The sequence below is a fragment of the Acidovorax sp. SRB_24 genome (assembly GCF_012931925.1).
In genome coordinates, this window is record NZ_MWOM01000070.1 from 1 (window position 1) to 18,335 (window position 18,335).

Consider the following 18,335-nt stretch of genomic DNA (forward strand, 5'->3'; position numbering starts at 1 on the left):
GCCGGCTCGACGAACTCGTTGGGCTTGTGCGCCTGCTCGATCGCACCGGGGCCGCAGACGATGGTCGGGATGCCGATGTTCTGGAACAGCCCCGCCTCGGTGCCGTAGGCCACCTTGCGCGTGGTGCGGTCCTCGGTCAGGGCGCGCACCAGCTGCGTGATGGCGGCCTGCTCGGAGGCTTCCAGCGCCGGCGCCGATGCGCCCATGGCGATGTCGATGCGCGCCTCGGCAAACTCCTGGCGCATGCGCGGCAGCAGTTCCTGCTGCACGTACTCGTCGACCTGGCTTTGGATGCTGTCGGCCGACATGCCGGGCAGGTTGCGGAATTCGTAGTTGAACTCGCACAGCTCGGGGATGGTGTTGACGGCGATGCCGCCCTGGATCTGGTTGGTGGTCAGCGTGGTGAACGGCACGTCGTAGAACGCGTCGTACGGGCCCTGCGCCTTATAGTGGTCGGCGATGTCGCGGATGCGGCAGATCAGGCGCGCGGCGTATTCGATGGCATTGCAGCCGCGCGGCGTGAGCGACGAATGCGCCGCCCGGCCGTGCACGCGGCAGCGGTACAGGTTGATGCCCTTGTGCGCCACCACCACCTGCATGCTGGTGGGCTCGCCGACCACGCAGCCGTCGGCCTTCAGGTCCCGGCGCTGCAGCTCGGCCAGCATCACCGGGGCGCCCGCACAGCCCACCTCTTCGTCGTACGAGAACGCCAGGTGCAGCGGCTTGCGGCGCGGCATGGCCAGGAACTCCGGCACCAGGGCCATCGACGCGGCAATGAAGCCCTTCATGTCGGCCGTGCCGCGGCCATAAAGGAGCCCTGCGCGCTCGGTCAGGGCAAATGGGTCGCTGTCCCACTCCTGGCCGTCCACCGGCACCACATCGGTGTGGCCCGACAGCACGATGCCGCCCTGCGTCTGGCCGTCCCGGCCCGGCAGGGTGGCAAACAGGTTGGCCTTGTCGCCGGCGGGCGAGTGGATCATCTGCGCCGGCACGCCATGGCCGGCCAGCGCGTCGCGCAGGCATTCGATCAGGCCCAGGTTGGAGTTGCGGCTGGTGGTGTCCATCGCCACCAGCGTTTCGAGCCAGGCGCGTGTGTTCATGGTGCTTCACCCAAAAACAAAGAAGGAAGTTTACGCCTGTCCATCCGCGCAAACAGCAGGCGTAGACTGCACTTCCTGCCATGTTCAGGAGTGCCCATCATGCCGACACCCGCCGTCCAGAAACGCAGCATCCTCGCCGCGGTGATTGGCAACGCACTCGAGTGGTACGACTTTCTCGTGTTCGCGTTCATGACGCCCATCGTCGCCAAGCTGTTCTTCCCGAGCAATCCGGCAGACCCCAGCAACAACCTCAACCAGATCCTGCTGACCACCGCCGTGTTCGGCGTGGGATTTTTCATGCGCCCGGTCGGCGGCATCGTGCTCGGGCTGTATGGCGACCGCAAGGGGCGCAAGGCCGCCATGGTCATGGTGACCGGCCTGATGGCCGTGGCCATCGCACTGATCACCGTGGCGCCCACCTACGCCGCGGTGGGCCTGCTGGCGCCGCTGTTCATCGTGCTCGCGCGCCTGCTGCAGGGCTTTGCCGCCGGCGGCGAATTCGGCACCTCCACCGCGCTGCTGATCGAGCTGGCACCGCCCGGCCAGCGCGGCTTTTACGGCTCCTGGCAGATGACCGGGCAGATGATGGCCCTGCTCATTGGCGCCGCCATCGGCACGCTGATCACCGACATCTTCACGCCGGAGCAGCTCATGGCCTGGGCCTGGCGCATCCCGTTCGCCATGGGCCTGCTGATCGTGCCCGTGGCCATCTACATCCGCCGCCACGTCGAAGAGCCCGAGGCCTTCCAGCGCCTGCAGGAAGCCAAGGCCAAGGGCGAGGTGAAGAACGTCGGCCTGCTGGAGATGCTGCGCACGCACACGCGCGAAACGCTGGTCGGCATGGGCCTGGTGGTCACGGCCACGGTCAGCATCTACATCACCTTCACCTACCTGGTGACCTACTCCACCGTCACGCTCAAGCTGCCGCTGCACGACACCTTCCTGGTGCAGATGGCGGGCGCGGCGCTGATGGTGGTGCTGATGCCGTTCGCCGGCGCCTGGTCGGACCGCGCGGGCCGCCGCCCGCTGGTCATCGGCTCGCTGATCGGCTACCTGGCCGTGCTGTACCCGCTGTATGCCTGGCTGACCAGCGACCCCAGCATTGCCCGGCTGATGGCGGTGCAGGTGGTCGTCTGCCTGTTCGTGTCGGTGTTCTTCGGCGTGTTCAGCACCGTGCTGGCGGAACTGTTTCCGGCCAATGTGCGCTCCATCGGCATGTCGATGGCCTACAACATCGCGGTGATGGTGTTCGGCGGCTTTGCGCAGTTCATCGTCACCTGGCTGATCCGCGAAACCGGCTCGCCCATGGCGCCGGCGTTCTACGTGATGTTCGGCGTGGCCCTGGGCGTGATCGCGTCGTTCTTCATCACCGAGCGCGCGCACGAAGAGTCCATCGACCACCATTGAGCCGGGCGGCACAGTCCGCGCCGATCCCGCCCGGCAATCAGCGCGGCTGGAAGGCGATCAGCCCCATGCCCAGCAGCGCCACCGCCACGCCAGCCACGTCCCAGGCCGAGGGGCGCACGCCGTCGACCACCCACAGCCACACCATCGCCGCGCCGATGTAGACGCCGCCATAGGCGGCATAGACCCGGCCCGATGCGGCATCGTGCAAGGTCAGCAGCCAGGCGAACAGCGCCAGGCTGGCCGCTGCGGGGATCAGCAGCCACACCGGGCCGTGCTGGCGCAGCCACAGCCAGGGCAGGTAGCAGCCAACGATCTCGGCCAGCGCCGTGGCCAGGTAAAGGAGGAAGGTTTTCACGCGGCCGCGTTGCCGTTGCCCGCCGGCGCCATGCGCAGCGGAATGGTCACCGGGCCGTCATTGACCAGGTGCACCTGCATGTCGGCGGCGAACGCGCCCGTGGCGACCTCGGCATGCGCCGCACGAGCCTCCGCCACGAAATGGTCGTACAGGCGCCGGCCTTCCTCGGGCGCGGCGGCCTGGGTGAAGCTGGGCCGGTTGCCACCCGTGGTGTCGGCCGCCAGCGTGAACTGGCTGACGATGAGCAGGCCGCCGCCGCTGTCCTGCACGCTGCGGTTCATCTTGCCGGCGGCATCGCTGAAGATGCGCAGCCTGAGCAGCTTGGCCAGCAGGCGGTCGGCCTCGGGTTCGGTGTCGCCGCGTTCGGCGCACACCAGCACCAGCAGGCCGGGGCCGATGCTTCCGACGATCTGCCCCGCCACTTCGACGCGCGCCTCGCGCACGCGCTGCAGCAGGCCGATCATTCGCCGTCCGTCACCAGCCGTGCCTTGACGCTCTTGCCCTTGACGCGGCCGGCGTTGAGGCGCGAGGCCACCTGCGGCGCAATGCCGCGCTCGACCGCCACGTAGGTCGAGAACTCGTTGACGTTGATCTTGCCGACCTGCGCGCGGGTGAAGCCCATCTCGCCGGTGAGCGCGCCCAGCACGTCGCCGGCGCGGATCTTTTCCTTGCGCCCGCCAATGATCTGCACCGTCGCCATCGGCGGCACCAGCGGGCCCGTGCCCGTGGGCGTGAGCTCCGAGAGCGGGTGCCATTGCGATGCGCGGCCCTGCAGCACCTCGATCTTGCCGACGCTGCCCATCTCGTCCATGCTGACCAGGTTGAGCGCCAGGCCTTCGGCGTCGCCCCGGCCGGTGCGGCCGATGCGGTGGATGTGCACCTCGGGGTCGGGCGTCACGTCGACGTTGATGACGGCGGCGAGGTCGGCAATGTCGAGGCCGCGCGCGGCCACGTCGGTGGCGACCAGCACCGAGCAGCTGCGGTTGGCGAACTGCACCAGCACCTGGTCGCGCTCACGCTGCTCGAGCTCGCCAAACAACGCCAGCGCACTGAAGCCCTGGGCCTGCAGCACGGCGACCAGGTCGCGGCACTGCTGCTTGGTGTTGCAGAAGGCAATCGACGATTCGGGCCGGAAGTGGTTGAGCAGCTGCGACACCGCATGCAGGCGCTCGGAGTGGTTCACCTCGTACCAGCGCTGCGCGATCTTGCCGGCGCTGTGCTGCGCCTGCACCGTGATCTGCTGCGGGTTCTTCATGAACTGCTGGCTGAGCTTGGCGATCCCCTCGGGGTAGGTGGCCGAGAACAGCAGCGTCTGGCGGTCTTTGGGGCACTGGCGCGCCACGGTGGCGATGTCGTCGAAGAAACCCATGTCGAGCATGCGGTCGGCCTCGTCGAGCACCAGCGTGTTGAGCTGGTCGAGCGCAAGGTTCTCGCGCTCGAGGTGGTCCATCACGCGGCCGGGCGTGCCCACCACCACGTGCGCGCCGTGCGAGAGGCTTTGCGCCTGGCCGCGCAGCGGCACGCCGCCGCACAGCGTCACGACCTTGATGTTCTCCTCGGCGCGCGCGAGGCGGCGGATCTCGGCGCTGACCTGGTCGGCCAGCTCGCGCGTGGGGCACAGCACCAGCGCCTGCACGCCGAAGCAGCGCGGGTTCAGGCGCGCGAGCAGCGCCAGCGCAAAGGCGGCCGTCTTGCCGCTGCCGGTGCTGGCCTGGGCGATGAGGTCCTTGCCGAGCAGCGCGGCGGGCAGGCTCGCGGCCTGGATCGGGGTCATCTGCAGGTAGCCCAGCTGCTGCAGGTTGACCAGGGTGGCGGGGCTGAGCGCCAGGGCGCTGAAGTCGTGTGCGCCGGGCGCGGTGGTGGAAGTCATGCCGCGATTATCGGGCTCGGCCCCCGGCGCGCTGTCCGCGGGCAGCGCAAACCCGGGGCGCGGCGCTGTGCATTTGGCATTAAGCTATTCGAAACCCTTTACCCGCCGGGACATGCCAGATACAGCGAATGCCCTCGCCCCCCAGAGCTTGAATGCGACGACCGCAGAGTCTTCCATGTTCAGGCTGATCGCAGACTCCGTCCCGGCGCTGATCGCGTATTTCGAGATCGGTACGCTGGTGTGCCGCTTTGCCAACCAGGGCTATGCCAGCTACAACGGCCACACCACGCAGTCGATCCTCGGCAAGACCGTCAAGGAGGCGATTGGCAATGCCGCCTGGGAAGCCATCCGCCCGCATGTCGACCGCTGCCTGCGCGGCGAGCACGTCAAATACGTGCGCGAACAAACCCTGCCCAGCGGCGCGCGGCGCATGATCGAGGTCAACCTGATCCCGCACTTCAACGAAGCGCGCACGCAGCTGGGCTCGTTCGTGCTCATCAACGACATCACCCACCACTGGCTGGCCGAGCGCCTCGTGCGCGAAAGCGAAGAGCGCATGCGCAAGTTTGCCGCGGCCACCGAAGAAGCCATCGTGTTCCACCAGGGCGGCACCATCATCGATGGCAACGACGCGCTGCAGCGCCTCAGCGGCTACCCGCTGGCGCAGATCCTCGGGCGCAGCACGCAGGAGTTCCTCGCGCCGCGCTACCGTGCCCTGTCGGCCGCCTATCTGCTGCGGGGCGACGAGTACCTGTACGAGGCCGCCCTGGTGCACCGCGACGGGCACGAGGTGCCGGTGGAAATCGTCGGCAAGAACATGCCCCAGCAGGGCGCCAGCTACCGCATCGCCGTGCTGCGCGACATCAGCGTGCGCAAGACGGCGCAACAGCGCGAGGCCTTCATCGCCCTGCACGACACCCTGACGCAGCTGCCCAACCGGCGCCACCTCATGGAGCAACTGCAAAGCACCGTCGAGCAGGCGCAGCGCACGCACAGCCAGGTGGCCGTGCTGTTCATCGACCTGGACCACTTCAAGACCGTCAACGATTCGCTGGGCCACCAGGCCGGCGACCAGCTGCTGTGCGAGATGGCCCGGCGCCTGCGCGCCGCCGTGCGACCCCAGGACATGGTCGCACGCCTGGGCGGCGACAAGTTCGTCGCCGTGCTGGCCACGCTGCAGGACGCGGCCCAGGCCGCCGCCATGGCCGAGGCGCTGCGCCAGGCGGTGTGCGAGCCCACCACGCTGAACGACACGCTGCTGAGCCTCTCGCCCTCGATCGGCATCAGCCTCTATCCGGGCGACAGCACCGACACCGCCGAGCTGCTGCGCCACGCCGATGCCGCGATGTACCACGCCAAGGCCAGCGGGCGCGGCAACTGCCAGTTCTACGCTCCCACCATGGCCGGCCGGGCCACCGAGGTGCTGCAGCACGAGCGCCTGCTGCGCGACGCCATTGCCCAGCAGGCCTTCGTCCTGCACTACCAGCCCCAGGTGCGGCTGGACGACGGCGCGCTGGTCGGGCTGGAGGCGCTGGTGCGCTGGCAGCACCCCGAACGCGGCCTGGTCGGGCCCGACGAGTTCATCGGCCTGGCGGAGTCGCGCGGACTCATCACGCCGATCGGCCGCTGGGTCCTGCACGCTGCCTGCCACCAGCTCAAGGCCTGGCAGGCGCAGGGGCTGGCTTTGGTGCCGGTGGCCGTGAACCTGTCGGCGCTGGAGTTCCGCCAGCGCGACGTGGTGGCGGAAATCGCCGCCGTGCTCCAGGCCACGGGCCTGGAGCCGCGCTTTCTCGACATCGAGCTGACCGAGTCCGTGCTCATGCACCACTCGCAGCAGGGCCTGGACACGCTCAAGGCGCTCAAGGCGCTCGGCGTCGGGCTGGCGATCGACGACTTCGGCACCGGCTACTCGTCGCTCGCCTACCTCAAGCGCTACCCCATCGACAAGCTCAAGATCGACCGCTCCTTCGTGATGGACACGCCCGGCAGCGCCGACGACGTGGCCATCGTGACCGCCATCGTCCAGATGGGCCGCAGCCTGCAGCTGCAGACCGTGGCCGAGGGCGTCGAGACCGAGGCCCAGCTCGCGCTCCTGCGCCAGCTCGGCTGCGACATGGTGCAAGGCCATGCCATCGCCCGGCCCATGGACGCCGCGGGCACCGGCGCGTGGCTGCAGGCGCGCTGACAGGCTGCGGGCCCTGCGCCGGGGCGGTCACGGCGCCGTCAAGAATCTGACGGCACCATCCTCCACAATAGGGTCCATGCCCGACATCGCCGCCTTCATCGCCCCCACCCGCCACACCGACCCCGACGCGGCCCTGGCCCAGGTTCGCCGCATCTACGACCAGCAAATCGAGCACCTGCGCTCGGCCATGCAGCGCTTCGTCGCCGGCGAGAGCCCGGCGCGCGCCGTGCGGGCGTTCTACCCGTTCGTGCGCGTGCACACCACCACCGTGGCGCGCGCCGACACCACGCTGGCCTATGGCTTCGTCGAAGGCCCGCCAGGGCGCTACGAAACCACGCTGACCCGCCCCGACCTGTTTGGCGGCTACTACGCCGAGCAGTTCCGGCTGCTGCGCAAAAGCCATGGCGTGGAGCTGGAGGTGGGCACCAGCACGCACCCGATCCCGATCCACTTCTCGTTTGCCGAGCACGACCACATCGAGGGCACGCTCAGCCCCGAGCGGCGCATGCTGATGCGCGACCTGTTCGACCTGCCCGACCTGGCCGCCATGGACGACGGCATCGCCAACGGCACCTGGCATGCGCGCCCGGGCGAAGCGCAGCCGCTGGCCTTGTTCACGGCGCCGCGCGTGGACTATTCGCTGCACCGCCTGCGCCACTACACCGGTACGGCGCCCGAGTGGTTCCAGAACTTCGTGCTGTTCACCAACTACCAGTTCTACATCGACGAGTTCGTGCGCCTGGGCCATGCCGAGATGGCCAAGCCCGACAGCGAATACATCGCCTTCATCGAGCCCGGCAACGTCATCACGCGCCGCAGCGGCCTCGTGCCGCAGGAGGGCGACGAACTGGGGGTGCCGCCGCCGCGCCTGCCGCAAATGCCGGCCTACCACCTGGTGCGCGCCGACCGCAGCGGCACGACCATGGTCAACATCGGCGTCGGCCCGGCCAACGCCAAGACCATCACCGACCACATCGCCGTGCTGCGCCCGCACGCCTGGATGATGCTGGGCCACTGCGCGGGCCTGCGCAACACGCAGCAGCTGGGCGACTATGTGCTGGCGCACGCCTATGTGCGCGAGGACCATGTGCTCGACGAAGAGCTGCCGCTGTGGGTGCCGATCCCGGCGCTGGCCGAGATCCAGCTCGCGCTGGAGCAGGCCGTGGCCGACGTGACGCAAATGGCCGGCCCCGACTTGAAGCGCGTGATGCGCACCGGCACCGTCGCCAGCACCGACAACCGCAACTGGGAGCTGCTGCCCGACAACCTGCCGCAGCGCCGCTTCAGCCAGAGCCGCGCGGTGGCGCTGGACATGGAGTCCGCGACCATCGCTGCCAACGGCTTTCGCTTCCGCGTGCCCTACGGCACCCTGCTGTGCGTGAGCGACAAGCCACTGCACGGCGAGATCAAGCTGCCCGGCATGGCCAACCACTTCTACCGCGAGCGCGTCGACCAGCACCTGCGCATCGGCATGCGCGCCATCGACATCCTGCGCGACGGCGGCACGCACCGCCTGCACAGCCGCAAGCTGCGCAGCTTCGCGGAAGTGGCGTTCCAGTAAACCCCAGCGCGCCGCGAAAACTATCGTTTTGATAGCTGTCAGCGCTTAACCCATCAGCGTTACAGTCGCATTTGACGCAAACCATGACCGCCGCACCCGCCCTGCTGGACGTGCGCGACCTGCGCAAGCGCTACGGCAGCGCCACCGCCGTGGACGGCGTCTCGTTCGCCATCGCACCGGGCGAATGCCTGGGCGTGATCGGCCCCAACGGCGCCGGCAAGACGACCACCATACGCATGTGCCTGGGGCTGACCCCGCCCGACGGCGGCAGCATCGACTACCGGCCCGGCGGCGGCGCGCCGGCGCTGCAGATGCCGCGGGATGCGCTGGCCATCAAGGCCGAGCTCGGCGTGGTGACGCAGTTCGACACGCTCGACCCCGATTTCAGCTGCGCCGAGAACCTGCGCGTCTATGGCCGCTATTTCGGCCTGCCGCGCGCCACGCTCGACGCGCGCATTCCGCGCCTGCTCGAATTCGCCGCGCTCGCGCACAAGGCGGCGGCCAAGCCCAGCGAGCTCTCGGGCGGCATGCGGCGGCGCCTGTCGCTGGCGCGCGCCCTGGTCAACGCGCCGCGCCTGCTATTGCTCGACGAGCCGACCACGGGTCTCGACCCGCAGGCGCGCCACCTGATGTGGGAGCGCCTGCAGCGCCTGGTGCAGCAGGGCACGTCGATCCTGCTGACCACGCACTTCATGGACGAGGCCGAGCGCCTGTGCACGCGCCTTCTGGTGCTCGACCATGGCCGCACGCTGGCCGAGGGTGCGCCGCGCGCGCTGATCGCCCAGCACCTGGAGCGCGACGTGGTCGAAGCCTATGGCGCGGGCGCGCTGGCGCTGCAGCACGACGCCGCGCTGCGCGCCCTGGCGACCCGCATCGAAGTCAGCGGCGAGACGGTGTTCTTCTACACCCAGGACGCCGCGCCGCTGCTGCAGGCGCTGGGCGCGCAGGGCCCGCTGCGCACGCTGCACCGGCCCGCCAACCTCGAAGACCTGTTCCTCAAGCTCACGGGCCGGCAGATCCGCGACGACGCATGACCCCCCGTTCCGCACCCCCCAGCATCTGGCGCGCGCCCGCCCTGTCGGGCCGCTGGTGGCCGGTGTTTCTGCGCAACCTGCTGGTGTGGCGCAAGCTCGCCATCCCCAGCCTGGTCGGCAACATCGCCGAGCCGCTGATGTGGCTCGTGGCGTTTGGCTACGGCATGGGGGCCCTGGTGGGGACCCTGCCGGTGGCCGGGCAGCCCGTGCCCTACATCCTGTTCCTGGCCAGCGGCTCGATCTGCATGAGCGCCATGAACGCGGCCAGCTTCGAGGCGCTGTATTCGGCGTTCTCGCGCATGCACGTGCAAAAGACCTGGGACGGCATCCTCAACGCCCCCGTGGGCCTGGACAACATCGTGTTCGCCGAGATGCTCTGGGCCGCCTTCAAGGCGCTGTTCACCGTCACCGCCATCCTGGGCGTGATGCTGGCGCTGGGCATCAGCCACAGCCCCAAGCTGCTCGCGGCCTGGCCGGTGCTGCTGTGCGCCGGCGTGATGTTCTCCAGCATCGCGCTGGTCTTCAATGCGCTGGCCAAGAGCTACGACTTCTTCACGTACTACTTCACGCTGGTGCTCACGCCGATGATGTTTCTGTCGGGCGTGTTCTTTCCGCGCGACCACCTGCCGCCCGCGGTGCGGGCCGTCTCCGACTGGCTGCCGCTGACCAACGCCATCGAACTCGTGCGTCCGATGTTCCTGGACCAGTGGCCGCAGCAGCCGCTGCGCCACGGCCTGGTGCTGCTGGCGACGACGGTGCTCGCGTTCTGGCTCGCGCTGGCGCTGACGCGGCGGCGCTTTGCGGCCTGACGGCCGCGGCACCCCTGGCCGCAGAGCATCAAAATCGATAGCACCCTACGAAGACTGGACAAGGCCCAGTGGCCTTTTTTGCTTTGAAACACGCCCTCCCATCTGCGCGGGGCTGCGCGCTAGGGTGGCGCCGCGCCCCGGCAGCCGCGCCCCGCCGGTTCAGCCAGGTCATTCCTGCAGCAAAAATTACCTTTGGCAAAGCGCCGCGCTGCACACCCTGGCGCGCGCGCAGACCGCGCACGCCCAGCGGACCGGGCCGCTCGGGAGCGGGCACGGAAACTGCATGGGCGTTGGACAGTTGCGGTACGAACGCAGCCTTGCGCTTTGTGGTGAGTGTCCCTTCCCGCCCTTGAAAAAGAATACGCCTGTCCATGCCCTGCCCGCCAGTGCCCGACGCCGCGCGCACCAGTGCCTTGCCGCTGGCCGCGGGCGCAGCGCTGTTCCGCTCGTTCTGGATGGGCGGCTACGAGGGCGCGGACCATGTCAACAGCCAAGGCGTGCCGCTGCGCACCAACCATCACAATGGCCACGCGCGGTGGTACGCGCACGACTATGCGGCCGCGGCGCGCCTGGGGCTGCGCACGGTGCGCGAGAGCATTGGCTGGCGGGCGGGCACGCGCTGCGACGGCACGCTGGACGTGCAGCGCCTGCAGCGCCTGGCCGACGCCGCGCAGCGCCACGGGCTGCAGGTGGTCTGGACGCTGCACCACTATGGGTTGCCGCCGGGCGTGGATTTCTTCGCCCCCGGCTTTGCCCCCCGCTTTGCCGATTTTTGCGACCGCGTGGCGCGTGCCCTCCGGGGGCGCAGCGATGCGCCGCCCGTGTTCCAGCCCATCAATGAAATCTCGTTCCTGAGCTGGGCGGTGGGAAGTTCCGATCTGGTGCACCCGTACCGCGGCGGGTCGGCGCAGCGCGGCTATGAACTCAAGTGCCGCCTGGTGGCGGCTGCGCTGCAGGGGTGCGACGCGCTCTGGGCCACGGAGCCACGGGCGCGCATGGTGCACACCGACCCGCTGATCCATGTGGTGCCGGACACGGCCTGCCCTGCGCCGGACGGCTCCGGCGACCCCGAAGCCCGGGCACGGTGGGCGGCGGAGGCGCAAGCCCTCACCGAATCCCAGTTCGAAGCCTGGGACATGCTGTGCGGGCGCCGCGAGCCCGGCCTGGGCGGCGCGCCGCGCTACCTGGACGTGCTGGGCATCAACTACTACCACAGCAACCAGTGGGCGCACCCCAGCAACCAGCGCCTGCACTGGCACCTGGGCGATGCGCGCCGGCGCGGCCTGGACGCGCTGCTGGCCACCGTGTGGCAGCGCTATGGCCGCCCCCTCTTCATTGCCGAGACCGGCCACGTCGGCGCCGGGCGCGCGCGCTGGCTCGACGATGTGGCCCGCGCCGCCGAGCGCGCGCTGTCGCAGGGCGTGCCGCTGCAGGGCATCTGCCTGTACCCGCTGCTCGACCGCCCCGACTGGGAAGACCCCACGCACTGGCACCGCAGCGGCCTGTGGGAGGTGCCCCAGGCGGCCGCTGCCTTCAGGCGCGTGCTGGACTTTCCCTACGCCCGGCAGCTGCGGCGCTGGCAGCGCGCCCTGCCCGCCGTACCGACCGCGCCGGGGGCTGCGCCCCGTGCGGGCCCCGCTTCTCTTCCCCTACCGGAGGCCACTCCCATGAACACCACCACGCTGATCGTTTTTTCTCACCTGCGCTGGGATTTTGTCTACCAGCGGCCGCAGCAGCTCATGTCGCGCCTGGCGCGGCGCATGCCGGTGCTGTTTGTCGAGGAGCCGGTGCCGGGGGCGGCATCGGAGTTTCTGGAAGTGATGGACCCCGAAGTGGGCGTGCGCGTGCTGCGCCCGCATGTCAGCAGCGAAGGCGCCGGCTTCCACGATGCGCACACCCAGGCCGTGCAGGCGCTGCTTGCCACCTATCTGCAGGAACATGCCGTCCAGCGCTACTGGCTGTGGTTCTATACGCCCATGGCGTTGCCCCTGGCCGAGCGGCTCCAGCCCGAGGGCGTGGTGTACGACTGCATGGACGAGCTGTCGGCCTTTCGCTTCGCTCCGCCCGAGCTGCTGCAGCGCGAAAACGCCCTGTTTGCCTGCGCCGACCTGGTGTTCACGGGCGGCCACAGCCTGTACGAGTCCAAGCGCACGCGCCACCCGAACGTGCACTGCTTCCCCAGCAGCGTGGACGCGGCGCACTTCGCCCGCGCCCTGCAGTCCGACCACGCCGCGCAGGCCCACCTGCCGCACCCGCGCCTGGGCTATTGCGGCGTGATCGACGAGCGCATCGACCTGGACCTCGTGGCGGCGCTGGCCGACGCACACCCCCGCTGGCAGATCGTCATGGTGGGGCCGGTGGTGAAGATCGACCCTGCCACGCTGCCCCAGCGCGCCAACCTGCATTGGCTCGGACAGCGCGACTACGCCGAGCTCCCCGAGCTGATCGGCGGCTGGGAGGTCTGCCTGATGCCGTTTGCGCTGAACCCCTCGACGCGCTTCATCAGCCCCACCAAGACGCTCGAATATCTGGCCGCCGGGCGCCCGGTGGTCAGCACGCCCATCTGCGACGTGGCGGGGCCCTATGCCGGCATCGTCTCTATTGCCGCCTCGCGCTGCGCCTTCGTGGCGGCCTGCGCGGCCGCGCTGGCGCTTTCACCCGCAGCGCGCGCGCGCCAGGCAGAGGCCGTGCGCGCGCTGCTGTCGCGCACCTCGTGGGACGGCACCGCCACCGCCATGGCCAACCTGATCGAACAGCACCGGGCGCCCAGGCCTGCAGCCAGGCCCGCGCAGCCCCGCAGGCAGCCCGCAACAGCCCCACAGCCCCAGCCCGTGGCCCGAACCCCAGCCACGGCCGGCCGGCCCGAGGTGGCGCTGCGGGCACGGGCGACACGCGCTTTGGAAGGCGCTGTCCCCCTGTCCGCCACCACGACGGCACCCTGAACCCACCTGCTGCCATGGCCCTTTCCGACACCTGCTTTGACTGCCTGATCGTGGGCGGCGGTTTTGCCGGCAGCGTGCTGGCCGAGCGCCTGGCCAGCCAGCTCGGCCAGCGCGTGCTCCTCATCGACCGGCGCAGCCACATCGGTGGCAATGCCTACGACTGCCTGGACGGGGCCGGCGTGCTGGTCCACCGCTATGGCCCGCACATCTTCCACACCAACGCGCAGCGCGTGGTCGACTACCTCTCCCAGTTCACGCAGTGGCGGCCCTACGAGCACCGCGTGCTCGGCGCGGTGGACGGCCAGCTGGTGCCGATCCCCATCAACCTCACCACGCTCAACCGGCTCTACGGTCTGGACCTGGACGAGGCGGGGGCGGCTGCCTTCCTGGCCGCGCGCGCCACGCCCCTGCCCGCCATCACGAGTTCGCGCGATGTGGTGGTCAGCCAGGTGGGCGAAGAGCTCTACGAAAAGTTTTTTGCGGGCTACACGCGCAAGCAGTGGGGGCGCGACGCCTCGCAGCTCGACAAGTCCGTGACCGCGCGCGTGCCCACGCGCACCACTGCCGACGACCGCTATTTCCAGGACACGTTCCAGTGCATGCCGCTGCACGGCTACACGCAGATGTTCGAGCGCATGATCGACCACCCTCTCATCACTTTCTGGCCCAGCACCGAGTTCGCCGCCGTCAAGGGCGCGGTGCGCTACCGCCACCTCGTGTACTGCGGCCCGGTGGACGAGTACTTCGGCTACCGCTACGGCAAGCTGCCCTACCGCTCGCTGCGCTTCGAGCACCAGACGCTGGACCAGGCGCAGTTCCAGAGCGTGGCGGTGGTGAACTACCCCGCGCCCGAGGTGCCGTTCACGCGCATCACCGAATACAAGCACCTCACGGGCCAGCAGCACCCCAAGACCAGCATCACGCGCGAATTTCCGACCGACACGGGCGACCCCTACTACCCCATTCCGGCGCCCGAGAACGCCGCGCTCTACCGCCGCTATGAAGCCTTGGCCGAACGCACGCCGGGGGTCACGTTCACCGGGCGGCTGGGCACCTACCGCTACTACAACATGGACCAGGTGGTGGCGCAGAGCCTGGCGCTGTTCTCGCGCATCGCGGACAAGTACACCGTGGGCGCGGTGGCGGCGCGCAGCGGCGCACCGGTCTGAGCCGGTGCGGCCGCAACCGCCTCACGCCAGCGTATAGGCGGTCTTCACCGTGGTGTAGAACTCCTGCGCGTAGCGGCCCTGCTCGCGCGGCCCGTAGCTCGACCCCTTGCGGCCGCCGAACGGCACGTGGTAGTCCACGCCTGCCGTGGGCAGGTTGACCATCACCATGCCGGCCTGGCTGTGGCGCTTGAAGTGCGTGGCGTGCTTGAGGCTGGTGGTGGCAATGCCCGCGGCCAGGCCGAACGGTGTGTCGTTGGCCACGGCCAGCGCTTCGTCGTAATCCTTCACGCGAAGCACGCTGGCCACGGGGCCGAAGACTTCCTCGCGGTTGATGCGCATGGCGGCATGGGTGTCGACCAGCAGGGCCGGCGACATGAAATAGCCCTGCTTGCCGGCGCCGGTGTGGCAGGCCACGCGCGTGCCACCGCGCAGCAGCGTCGCGCCCTCGGCCTTGCCGATCTGCACGTACGCGAGGTCCTGTTCGAGCTGCGCCTGGCTGACCACCGGCCCCATGTCGGTGCCGGCCGCCAGCGCGTCGCCGACCCGGATCTGGGCCATGCGCGCCTGCAGGGCCTCGATGAACCGCGGGTAGATCCCCTCAGTGACGATCAGCCGGCTCGACGCCGTGCAGCGCTGGCCGGTGGAGTAGAACGCGCTTTGCGCACTCAGCTCCACGGCCTGGGCCAGGTCCGCATCGTCGAGCACCACCTGCGGGTTCTTGCCGCCCATCTCCAGCTGCACCTTCTTGCCGCTTTCCACACAGGCCTGGGCAATGCGCCGGCCCACGCCCACCGAACCGGTGAAGCTGATGGCCGCCACGCCGGGGTGCTGCACGAGCGCATCGCCGATGACACTGCCGCGCCCCATGACCAGGTTGAACACGCCGGCCGGAAGGCCGCTGCGGTGGATGATGTCCGCGAGCGCCCAGGCGCTGGCGGGCGCCAGGTCGGCGGGCTTGAGGACCACGCAATTGCCAAAGGCCAGCGCCGGGGCGATCTTCCAGGCCGGAATCGCGATCGGAAAGTTCCACGGCGTGATCAGGCCGACCACGCCGATGGGCTCGCGCGTGATCTCGATGCCGATGCCCGGGCGCACCGAAGGCAGGGTCTCGCCGGCCAGGCGCAGGCATTCACCGGCAAAGAACTTGAAGATCTGGCCGGCGCGTGCCGCTTCGCCGATGGCCTCGGCGCGCGTCTTGCCCTCCTCGCGGGCGAGCAGTGCGCCCAGCTCCTCCTTGCGCGCCAGGATCTCGTTGCCGATCTTGTCGAGCACGTCGTGGCGGGCCTGGATGCCCGACGTGCTCCAGGCCGGGAAGGCCGCCGCGGCGGCGGCGACGGCGGCGTTCACCTCGCTGGCACCGCCCTGCGCGTACTCGCCGATCACATCGGTCAGGTCGCTCGGGTTGACATTGGGGCTGTAGCTGGTGCTGGCGACCCATTCGCCATGGATCAGGTGGTTGAACTGGGGCATGGACGCTTCCTTCACCGGGCCCAGCGCAGGACCAGCGGGTCGAGGCGCCGCGCGATGTCGATGAGCTGGCGGCGCACTTCGGGGTGCAGCGGCGGCCAGGGCGCGCGCGGTGCCTCGCAGGCAATCACGCCGCCTTCCTTCATCAGCGCCTTGGCGGCCAGGAAGCCGGCCTGGCGGTTTTCGTGGTTGATCAGCGGCAGCCAGCGCTGGTACTGTTCGAAGGCCTTGTCCTTGTCGCCCGCACGGTGCGCCTCGATGATCGGGCGGATGCCGTCGGCAAAGCCGCCGCCGGTCATGGCGCCCGTAGCGCCGGCCTCGAGGTCGGCCAGCAGGGTGATGGCCTCCTCGCCGTCCCAGGGCCCTTCGATGGCCTCGCCGCCCAGCGCGATCAGCTCGCGCAGCTTGTTCGCGGCGCCAGCCGTTTCCATCTTGAAGTAGCTGACCTGTTCGATTTCCCGGGCCATGCGGGCCAGGAAGACCGGCGGCAGTGCCGTGCCGGCGGCCGGCGCGTCCTGGACCATGATGGGGATGTCGATGGCGCCGGACACGCCCTGGTAGAAGGACTGGATCTGCGTCTCGCTGAAGCGGAAGGTGGCGCCGTGGTACGGCGGCATGACCATCACCATGGCCGCGCCCATGTCCTGCGCGCGGCGGCTGCGTTCGGCGCAGATGGCGGTGCTGGTGTGCGTGGTGGTCACGATCACAGGCACGCGGCCCGCGACATGCTCCATGACGGTGCGGGTAATGGTTTCGCGCTCGTCGTCGCCGAGCAGGAACTGCTCGGAATAGTTGGCGAGGATGCACAGGCCGTCCACGCCCGAGTCGATCATGAAGTCGACGCAGCGCTTCTGGCTCGCGAGGTCCAGCGTGCCGTCCTCGTGGAAGGTGGTGGGTACGACGGGGTAGATGCCGCGGTAGCGCGGGTTGGAAAGTCCAGGCATGGTGCGGCTCCTTACTCGATGATGTCGAACTGGTCGAGGTATTCGGTCTTGAGCGACAGGCCCAGGCCGGGCACGTCGTCCCTGAGCTGCAGGAAGCCGTTCTCCGCGAGCGGCTCGCCGTCGAAGATGTACCAGAACAGTTCGTTGCCGACTTCCACGTCGAAGATGGGAAAGTACTCGGCCATGGGCGAGGCGAGCGTGCTCATGGTCAGGTGGTAGTTGTGCATCTGGCCGGCATGCGGGATCACGGGCACGGAGTAGGCCTCGCACAGCGCATTGATCTTGTGCGCCGCCGTGATGCCGCCCACGCGGTTGGTGTCGTACTGCACGACACTCACGGCCTTTTTGTCGAGCAGCTGCTTGAAGCCGTAGAGGCTGAATTCGTGCTCGCCGCCCGAGATCGGGATGGGGCCCATGGCGTTGAGTTCGGCGTAGCCGTCGATGTCGTCGGCGATCACCGGCTCCTCGAGCCAGCGCGGTTCGAACTTTTCCAGCTTGGGCAGCATGCGCTTGGCGTATTCGAGGTTCCAGCCCATGTAGCACTCGAGCATCAGGTCGGTGTCGTAGCCGATCACTTCACGGATCGCTTCGACCGACTTGAGGTTTTCCGCCACGCCTTTTTGCAGGTGGGCCGGACCGTAGCCGAAGCGCATCTTGAAGGCCGTGAAACCCTGGTCCAGGAACTTCTGCGCTTCAATCTGCATTTCCTTCAAGTCGGTGCGGTAGAGCTTGCTGTAGTAGCAGGGGATCTTTTCCTTGGTGCGGCCACCGAGCAGCTTGAACACGGGCTTGTTCACGCTTTTGCCCAGGATGTCCCAGATCGCCAGGTCCACGGCCGAGATCGCGGCCATGGTCACGCCCTTGCGGCCCCAGGCGTGGGTGGCGCGGTACATGCGCTGCCACAGGTATTCGTAGTCCCAGGGGTCCTGGCCGATGACCAGGGGCGCCAGGTACTGGTCGATGATGGCCTTGGCGATGGCCGGCGCCAGCGCCACGTTGCCGATGCCGACGATGCCGTCGTCGGTCTCGATCTCGACCACGGTCCACGCATGGAAGCGGAAGGTGCTCATGGATTCGGTGTTCGAGTACACCAGGTCCATGGCGTTGGAACAGAAATTGTCCTGCGGCGGAACGGTCTTGCCCTTCCATTGGAAAACGCGGGCGCGGACGGACTTGATCTTCATAAAGACCTCCTCAAGAAACGACGGAAAAAGCGGCGGCAACCGCCGCCGGAATGTCAGGCCGCGACCGCAGCCCCGGCGCGGTGGGCGCTGCCCATGCGGCAGGCGATCAGGAACGCCTGCCAGGTGGCCTCGACGCTGGCCTTGCCCTGGCCCGCGATGTCGTAGGCCGTTCCGTGCGCCGGCGTGGTGATCGGTATCGGCAGGCCGCCCTGCACCGTGACGCCGCGCGAGAAGCCCAGCAGCTTGATCGCGATCTGGCCCTGGTCGTGGTACATGGTGACGATGGCCTGGTACTCGCCGGCCTGGGC

At 69.0% G+C, this 18,335-nt stretch carries 15 protein-coding genes; 7 read left to right on the plus strand and 8 right to left on the minus strand.

Going from position 1 to position 18,335, the window contains the following annotated elements; all coding sequences use genetic code 11:
- Positions 1-1,100 (minus strand): acetylornithine deacetylase (gene argE, locus B2J89_RS17840; protein ID WP_169170300.1); only part of this gene is annotated, 1,100 nt, incomplete at its 3' end.
- A 99-nt stretch (positions 1,101-1,199) separates the two neighbouring features.
- On the opposite strand from argE, the gene B2J89_RS17845 reads away from it, so the two are divergent.
- A complete protein-coding gene (locus B2J89_RS17845) occupies positions 1,200-2,507 on the plus strand; it encodes an MFS transporter (protein ID WP_169170301.1) in 1,308 nt (435 codons plus the stop codon).
- A 37-nt stretch (positions 2,508-2,544) separates the two neighbouring features.
- Here the strand turns inward: B2J89_RS17845 and B2J89_RS17850 are convergent, their stop codons facing one another.
- The 3 genes from B2J89_RS17850 to dbpA are packed head-to-tail and all read right to left on the minus strand — an operon-like array spanning position 2,545 to position 4,732.
- Entirely contained in the window at positions 2,545-2,862 is a 318-nt protein-coding gene (locus B2J89_RS17850; protein ID WP_169170302.1) for a YnfA family protein, read from the minus strand.
- Positions 2,859-3,326 carry a D-aminoacyl-tRNA deacylase gene (gene dtd, locus B2J89_RS17855; protein WP_169170303.1) on the minus strand — a complete coding sequence of 156 codons (468 nt, stop codon included), beginning with the start codon at positions 3,324-3,326 and terminating at the stop codon, positions 2,859-2,861. Before dtd ends, B2J89_RS17850 begins: the two co-directional genes overlap by 4 nt.
- A complete protein-coding gene (gene dbpA, locus B2J89_RS17860) occupies positions 3,323-4,732 on the minus strand; it encodes an ATP-dependent RNA helicase DbpA (protein WP_169170304.1) in 1,410 nt (469 codons plus the stop codon). Before dbpA ends, dtd begins: the two co-directional genes overlap by 4 nt.
- Positions 4,733-4,907: 175 nt before the next feature.
- On the opposite strand from dbpA, the gene B2J89_RS17865 reads away from it, so the two are divergent.
- The 6 genes from B2J89_RS17865 to glf all read left to right on the plus strand — a co-directional run bounded on the left by B2J89_RS17865 (position 4,908) and on the right by glf (position 14,432).
- Complete coding sequence (locus B2J89_RS17865; protein ID WP_169170305.1) at positions 4,908-6,917, plus strand: bifunctional diguanylate cyclase/phosphodiesterase; 2,010 nt, start codon at positions 4,908-4,910, stop codon at positions 6,915-6,917.
- 76 nt (positions 6,918-6,993) lie between these two features.
- On the plus strand, positions 6,994-8,478 hold the full coding sequence (locus tag B2J89_RS17870; RefSeq protein ID WP_169170306.1) for an AMP nucleosidase: 1,485 nt from the start codon (positions 6,994-6,996) through the stop codon (positions 8,476-8,478).
- 83 nt (positions 8,479-8,561) lie between these two features.
- Positions 8,562-9,512, plus strand: a complete 951-nt coding sequence (locus tag B2J89_RS17875; protein WP_169170307.1) for an ATP-binding cassette domain-containing protein — start codon at positions 8,562-8,564, stop codon at positions 9,510-9,512.
- The gene (locus B2J89_RS17880) at positions 9,509-10,321 is read left to right on the plus strand and encodes an ABC transporter permease (RefSeq protein ID WP_169170308.1); all 813 of its coding nucleotides are present in this window, start codon (positions 9,509-9,511) and stop codon (positions 10,319-10,321) included. The genes B2J89_RS17875 and B2J89_RS17880 overlap by 4 nt, the downstream gene beginning before the upstream one ends.
- Before the next feature lie 371 nt (positions 10,322-10,692).
- Positions 10,693-13,263 carry a glycosyltransferase gene (locus B2J89_RS17885; protein ID WP_240965070.1) on the plus strand — a complete coding sequence of 857 codons (2,571 nt, stop codon included), beginning with the start codon at positions 10,693-10,695 and terminating at the stop codon, positions 13,261-13,263.
- 14 nt (positions 13,264-13,277) lie between these two features.
- Positions 13,278-14,432, plus strand: coding sequence for a UDP-galactopyranose mutase (gene glf / locus B2J89_RS17890; protein ID WP_169170309.1), 1,155 nt, complete (start codon positions 13,278-13,280; stop codon positions 14,430-14,432).
- A 21-nt stretch (positions 14,433-14,453) separates the two neighbouring features.
- On the opposite strand, the gene B2J89_RS17895 is transcribed toward glf, so the two are convergent.
- The 4 genes from B2J89_RS17895 to B2J89_RS17910 form a co-directional block, all read right to left on the minus strand.
- On the minus strand, positions 14,454-15,902 hold the full coding sequence (locus B2J89_RS17895) for an aldehyde dehydrogenase family protein (protein WP_169170310.1): 1,449 nt from the start codon (positions 15,900-15,902) through the stop codon (positions 14,454-14,456).
- 11 nt (positions 15,903-15,913) lie between these two features.
- On the minus strand, positions 15,914-16,843 hold the full coding sequence (locus B2J89_RS17900) for a dihydrodipicolinate synthase family protein (protein WP_169170311.1): 930 nt from the start codon (positions 16,841-16,843) through the stop codon (positions 15,914-15,916).
- A gap of 11 nt (positions 16,844-16,854) precedes the next feature.
- Entirely contained in the window at positions 16,855-18,027 is a 1,173-nt protein-coding gene (locus B2J89_RS17905; protein WP_169170312.1) for an L-rhamnonate dehydratase, read from the minus strand.
- A gap of 53 nt (positions 18,028-18,080) precedes the next feature.
- Positions 18,081-18,335: 4-hydroxythreonine-4-phosphate dehydrogenase PdxA (locus tag B2J89_RS17910; protein WP_205763879.1), on the minus strand; the 255-nt coding region annotated here is incomplete at its 5' end.

What these genes read in the sequence shown, in the direction of transcription:
- dtd (WP_169170303.1), bottom strand. Translation starts at nt 3,326, where the DNA reads ATGATCGGCCTGCTGCAGCGCGTGCGCGAGGCGCGCGTCGAAGTGGCG.
- B2J89_RS17865 (WP_169170305.1), top strand. Translation starts at nt 4,908, where the DNA reads ATGTTCAGGCTGATCGCAGACTCCGTCCCGGCGCTGATCGCGTATTTC.
- glf (WP_169170309.1), top strand. Translation starts at nt 13,278, where the DNA reads ATGGCCCTTTCCGACACCTGCTTTGACTGCCTGATCGTGGGCGGCGGT.
- B2J89_RS17905 (WP_169170312.1), bottom strand. Translation starts at nt 18,027, where the DNA reads ATGAAGATCAAGTCCGTCCGCGCCCGCGTTTTCCAATGGAAGGGCAAG.
- B2J89_RS17875 (WP_169170307.1), top strand. Translation starts at nt 8,562, where the DNA reads ATGACCGCCGCACCCGCCCTGCTGGACGTGCGCGACCTGCGCAAGCGC.
- B2J89_RS17900 (WP_169170311.1), bottom strand. Translation starts at nt 16,843, where the DNA reads ATGCCTGGACTTTCCAACCCGCGCTACCGCGGCATCTACCCCGTCGTA.
- B2J89_RS17895 (WP_169170310.1), bottom strand. Translation starts at nt 15,902, where the DNA reads ATGCCCCAGTTCAACCACCTGATCCATGGCGAATGGGTCGCCAGCACC.
- B2J89_RS17870 (WP_169170306.1), top strand. Translation starts at nt 6,994, where the DNA reads ATGCCCGACATCGCCGCCTTCATCGCCCCCACCCGCCACACCGACCCC.
- dbpA (WP_169170304.1), bottom strand. Translation starts at nt 4,732, where the DNA reads ATGACTTCCACCACCGCGCCCGGCGCACACGACTTCAGCGCCCTGGCG.
- B2J89_RS17845 (WP_169170301.1), top strand. Translation starts at nt 1,200, where the DNA reads ATGCCGACACCCGCCGTCCAGAAACGCAGCATCCTCGCCGCGGTGATT.
- B2J89_RS17880 (WP_169170308.1), top strand. Translation starts at nt 9,509, where the DNA reads ATGACCCCCCGTTCCGCACCCCCCAGCATCTGGCGCGCGCCCGCCCTG.
- B2J89_RS17885 (WP_240965070.1), top strand. Translation starts at nt 10,693, where the DNA reads ATGCCCTGCCCGCCAGTGCCCGACGCCGCGCGCACCAGTGCCTTGCCG.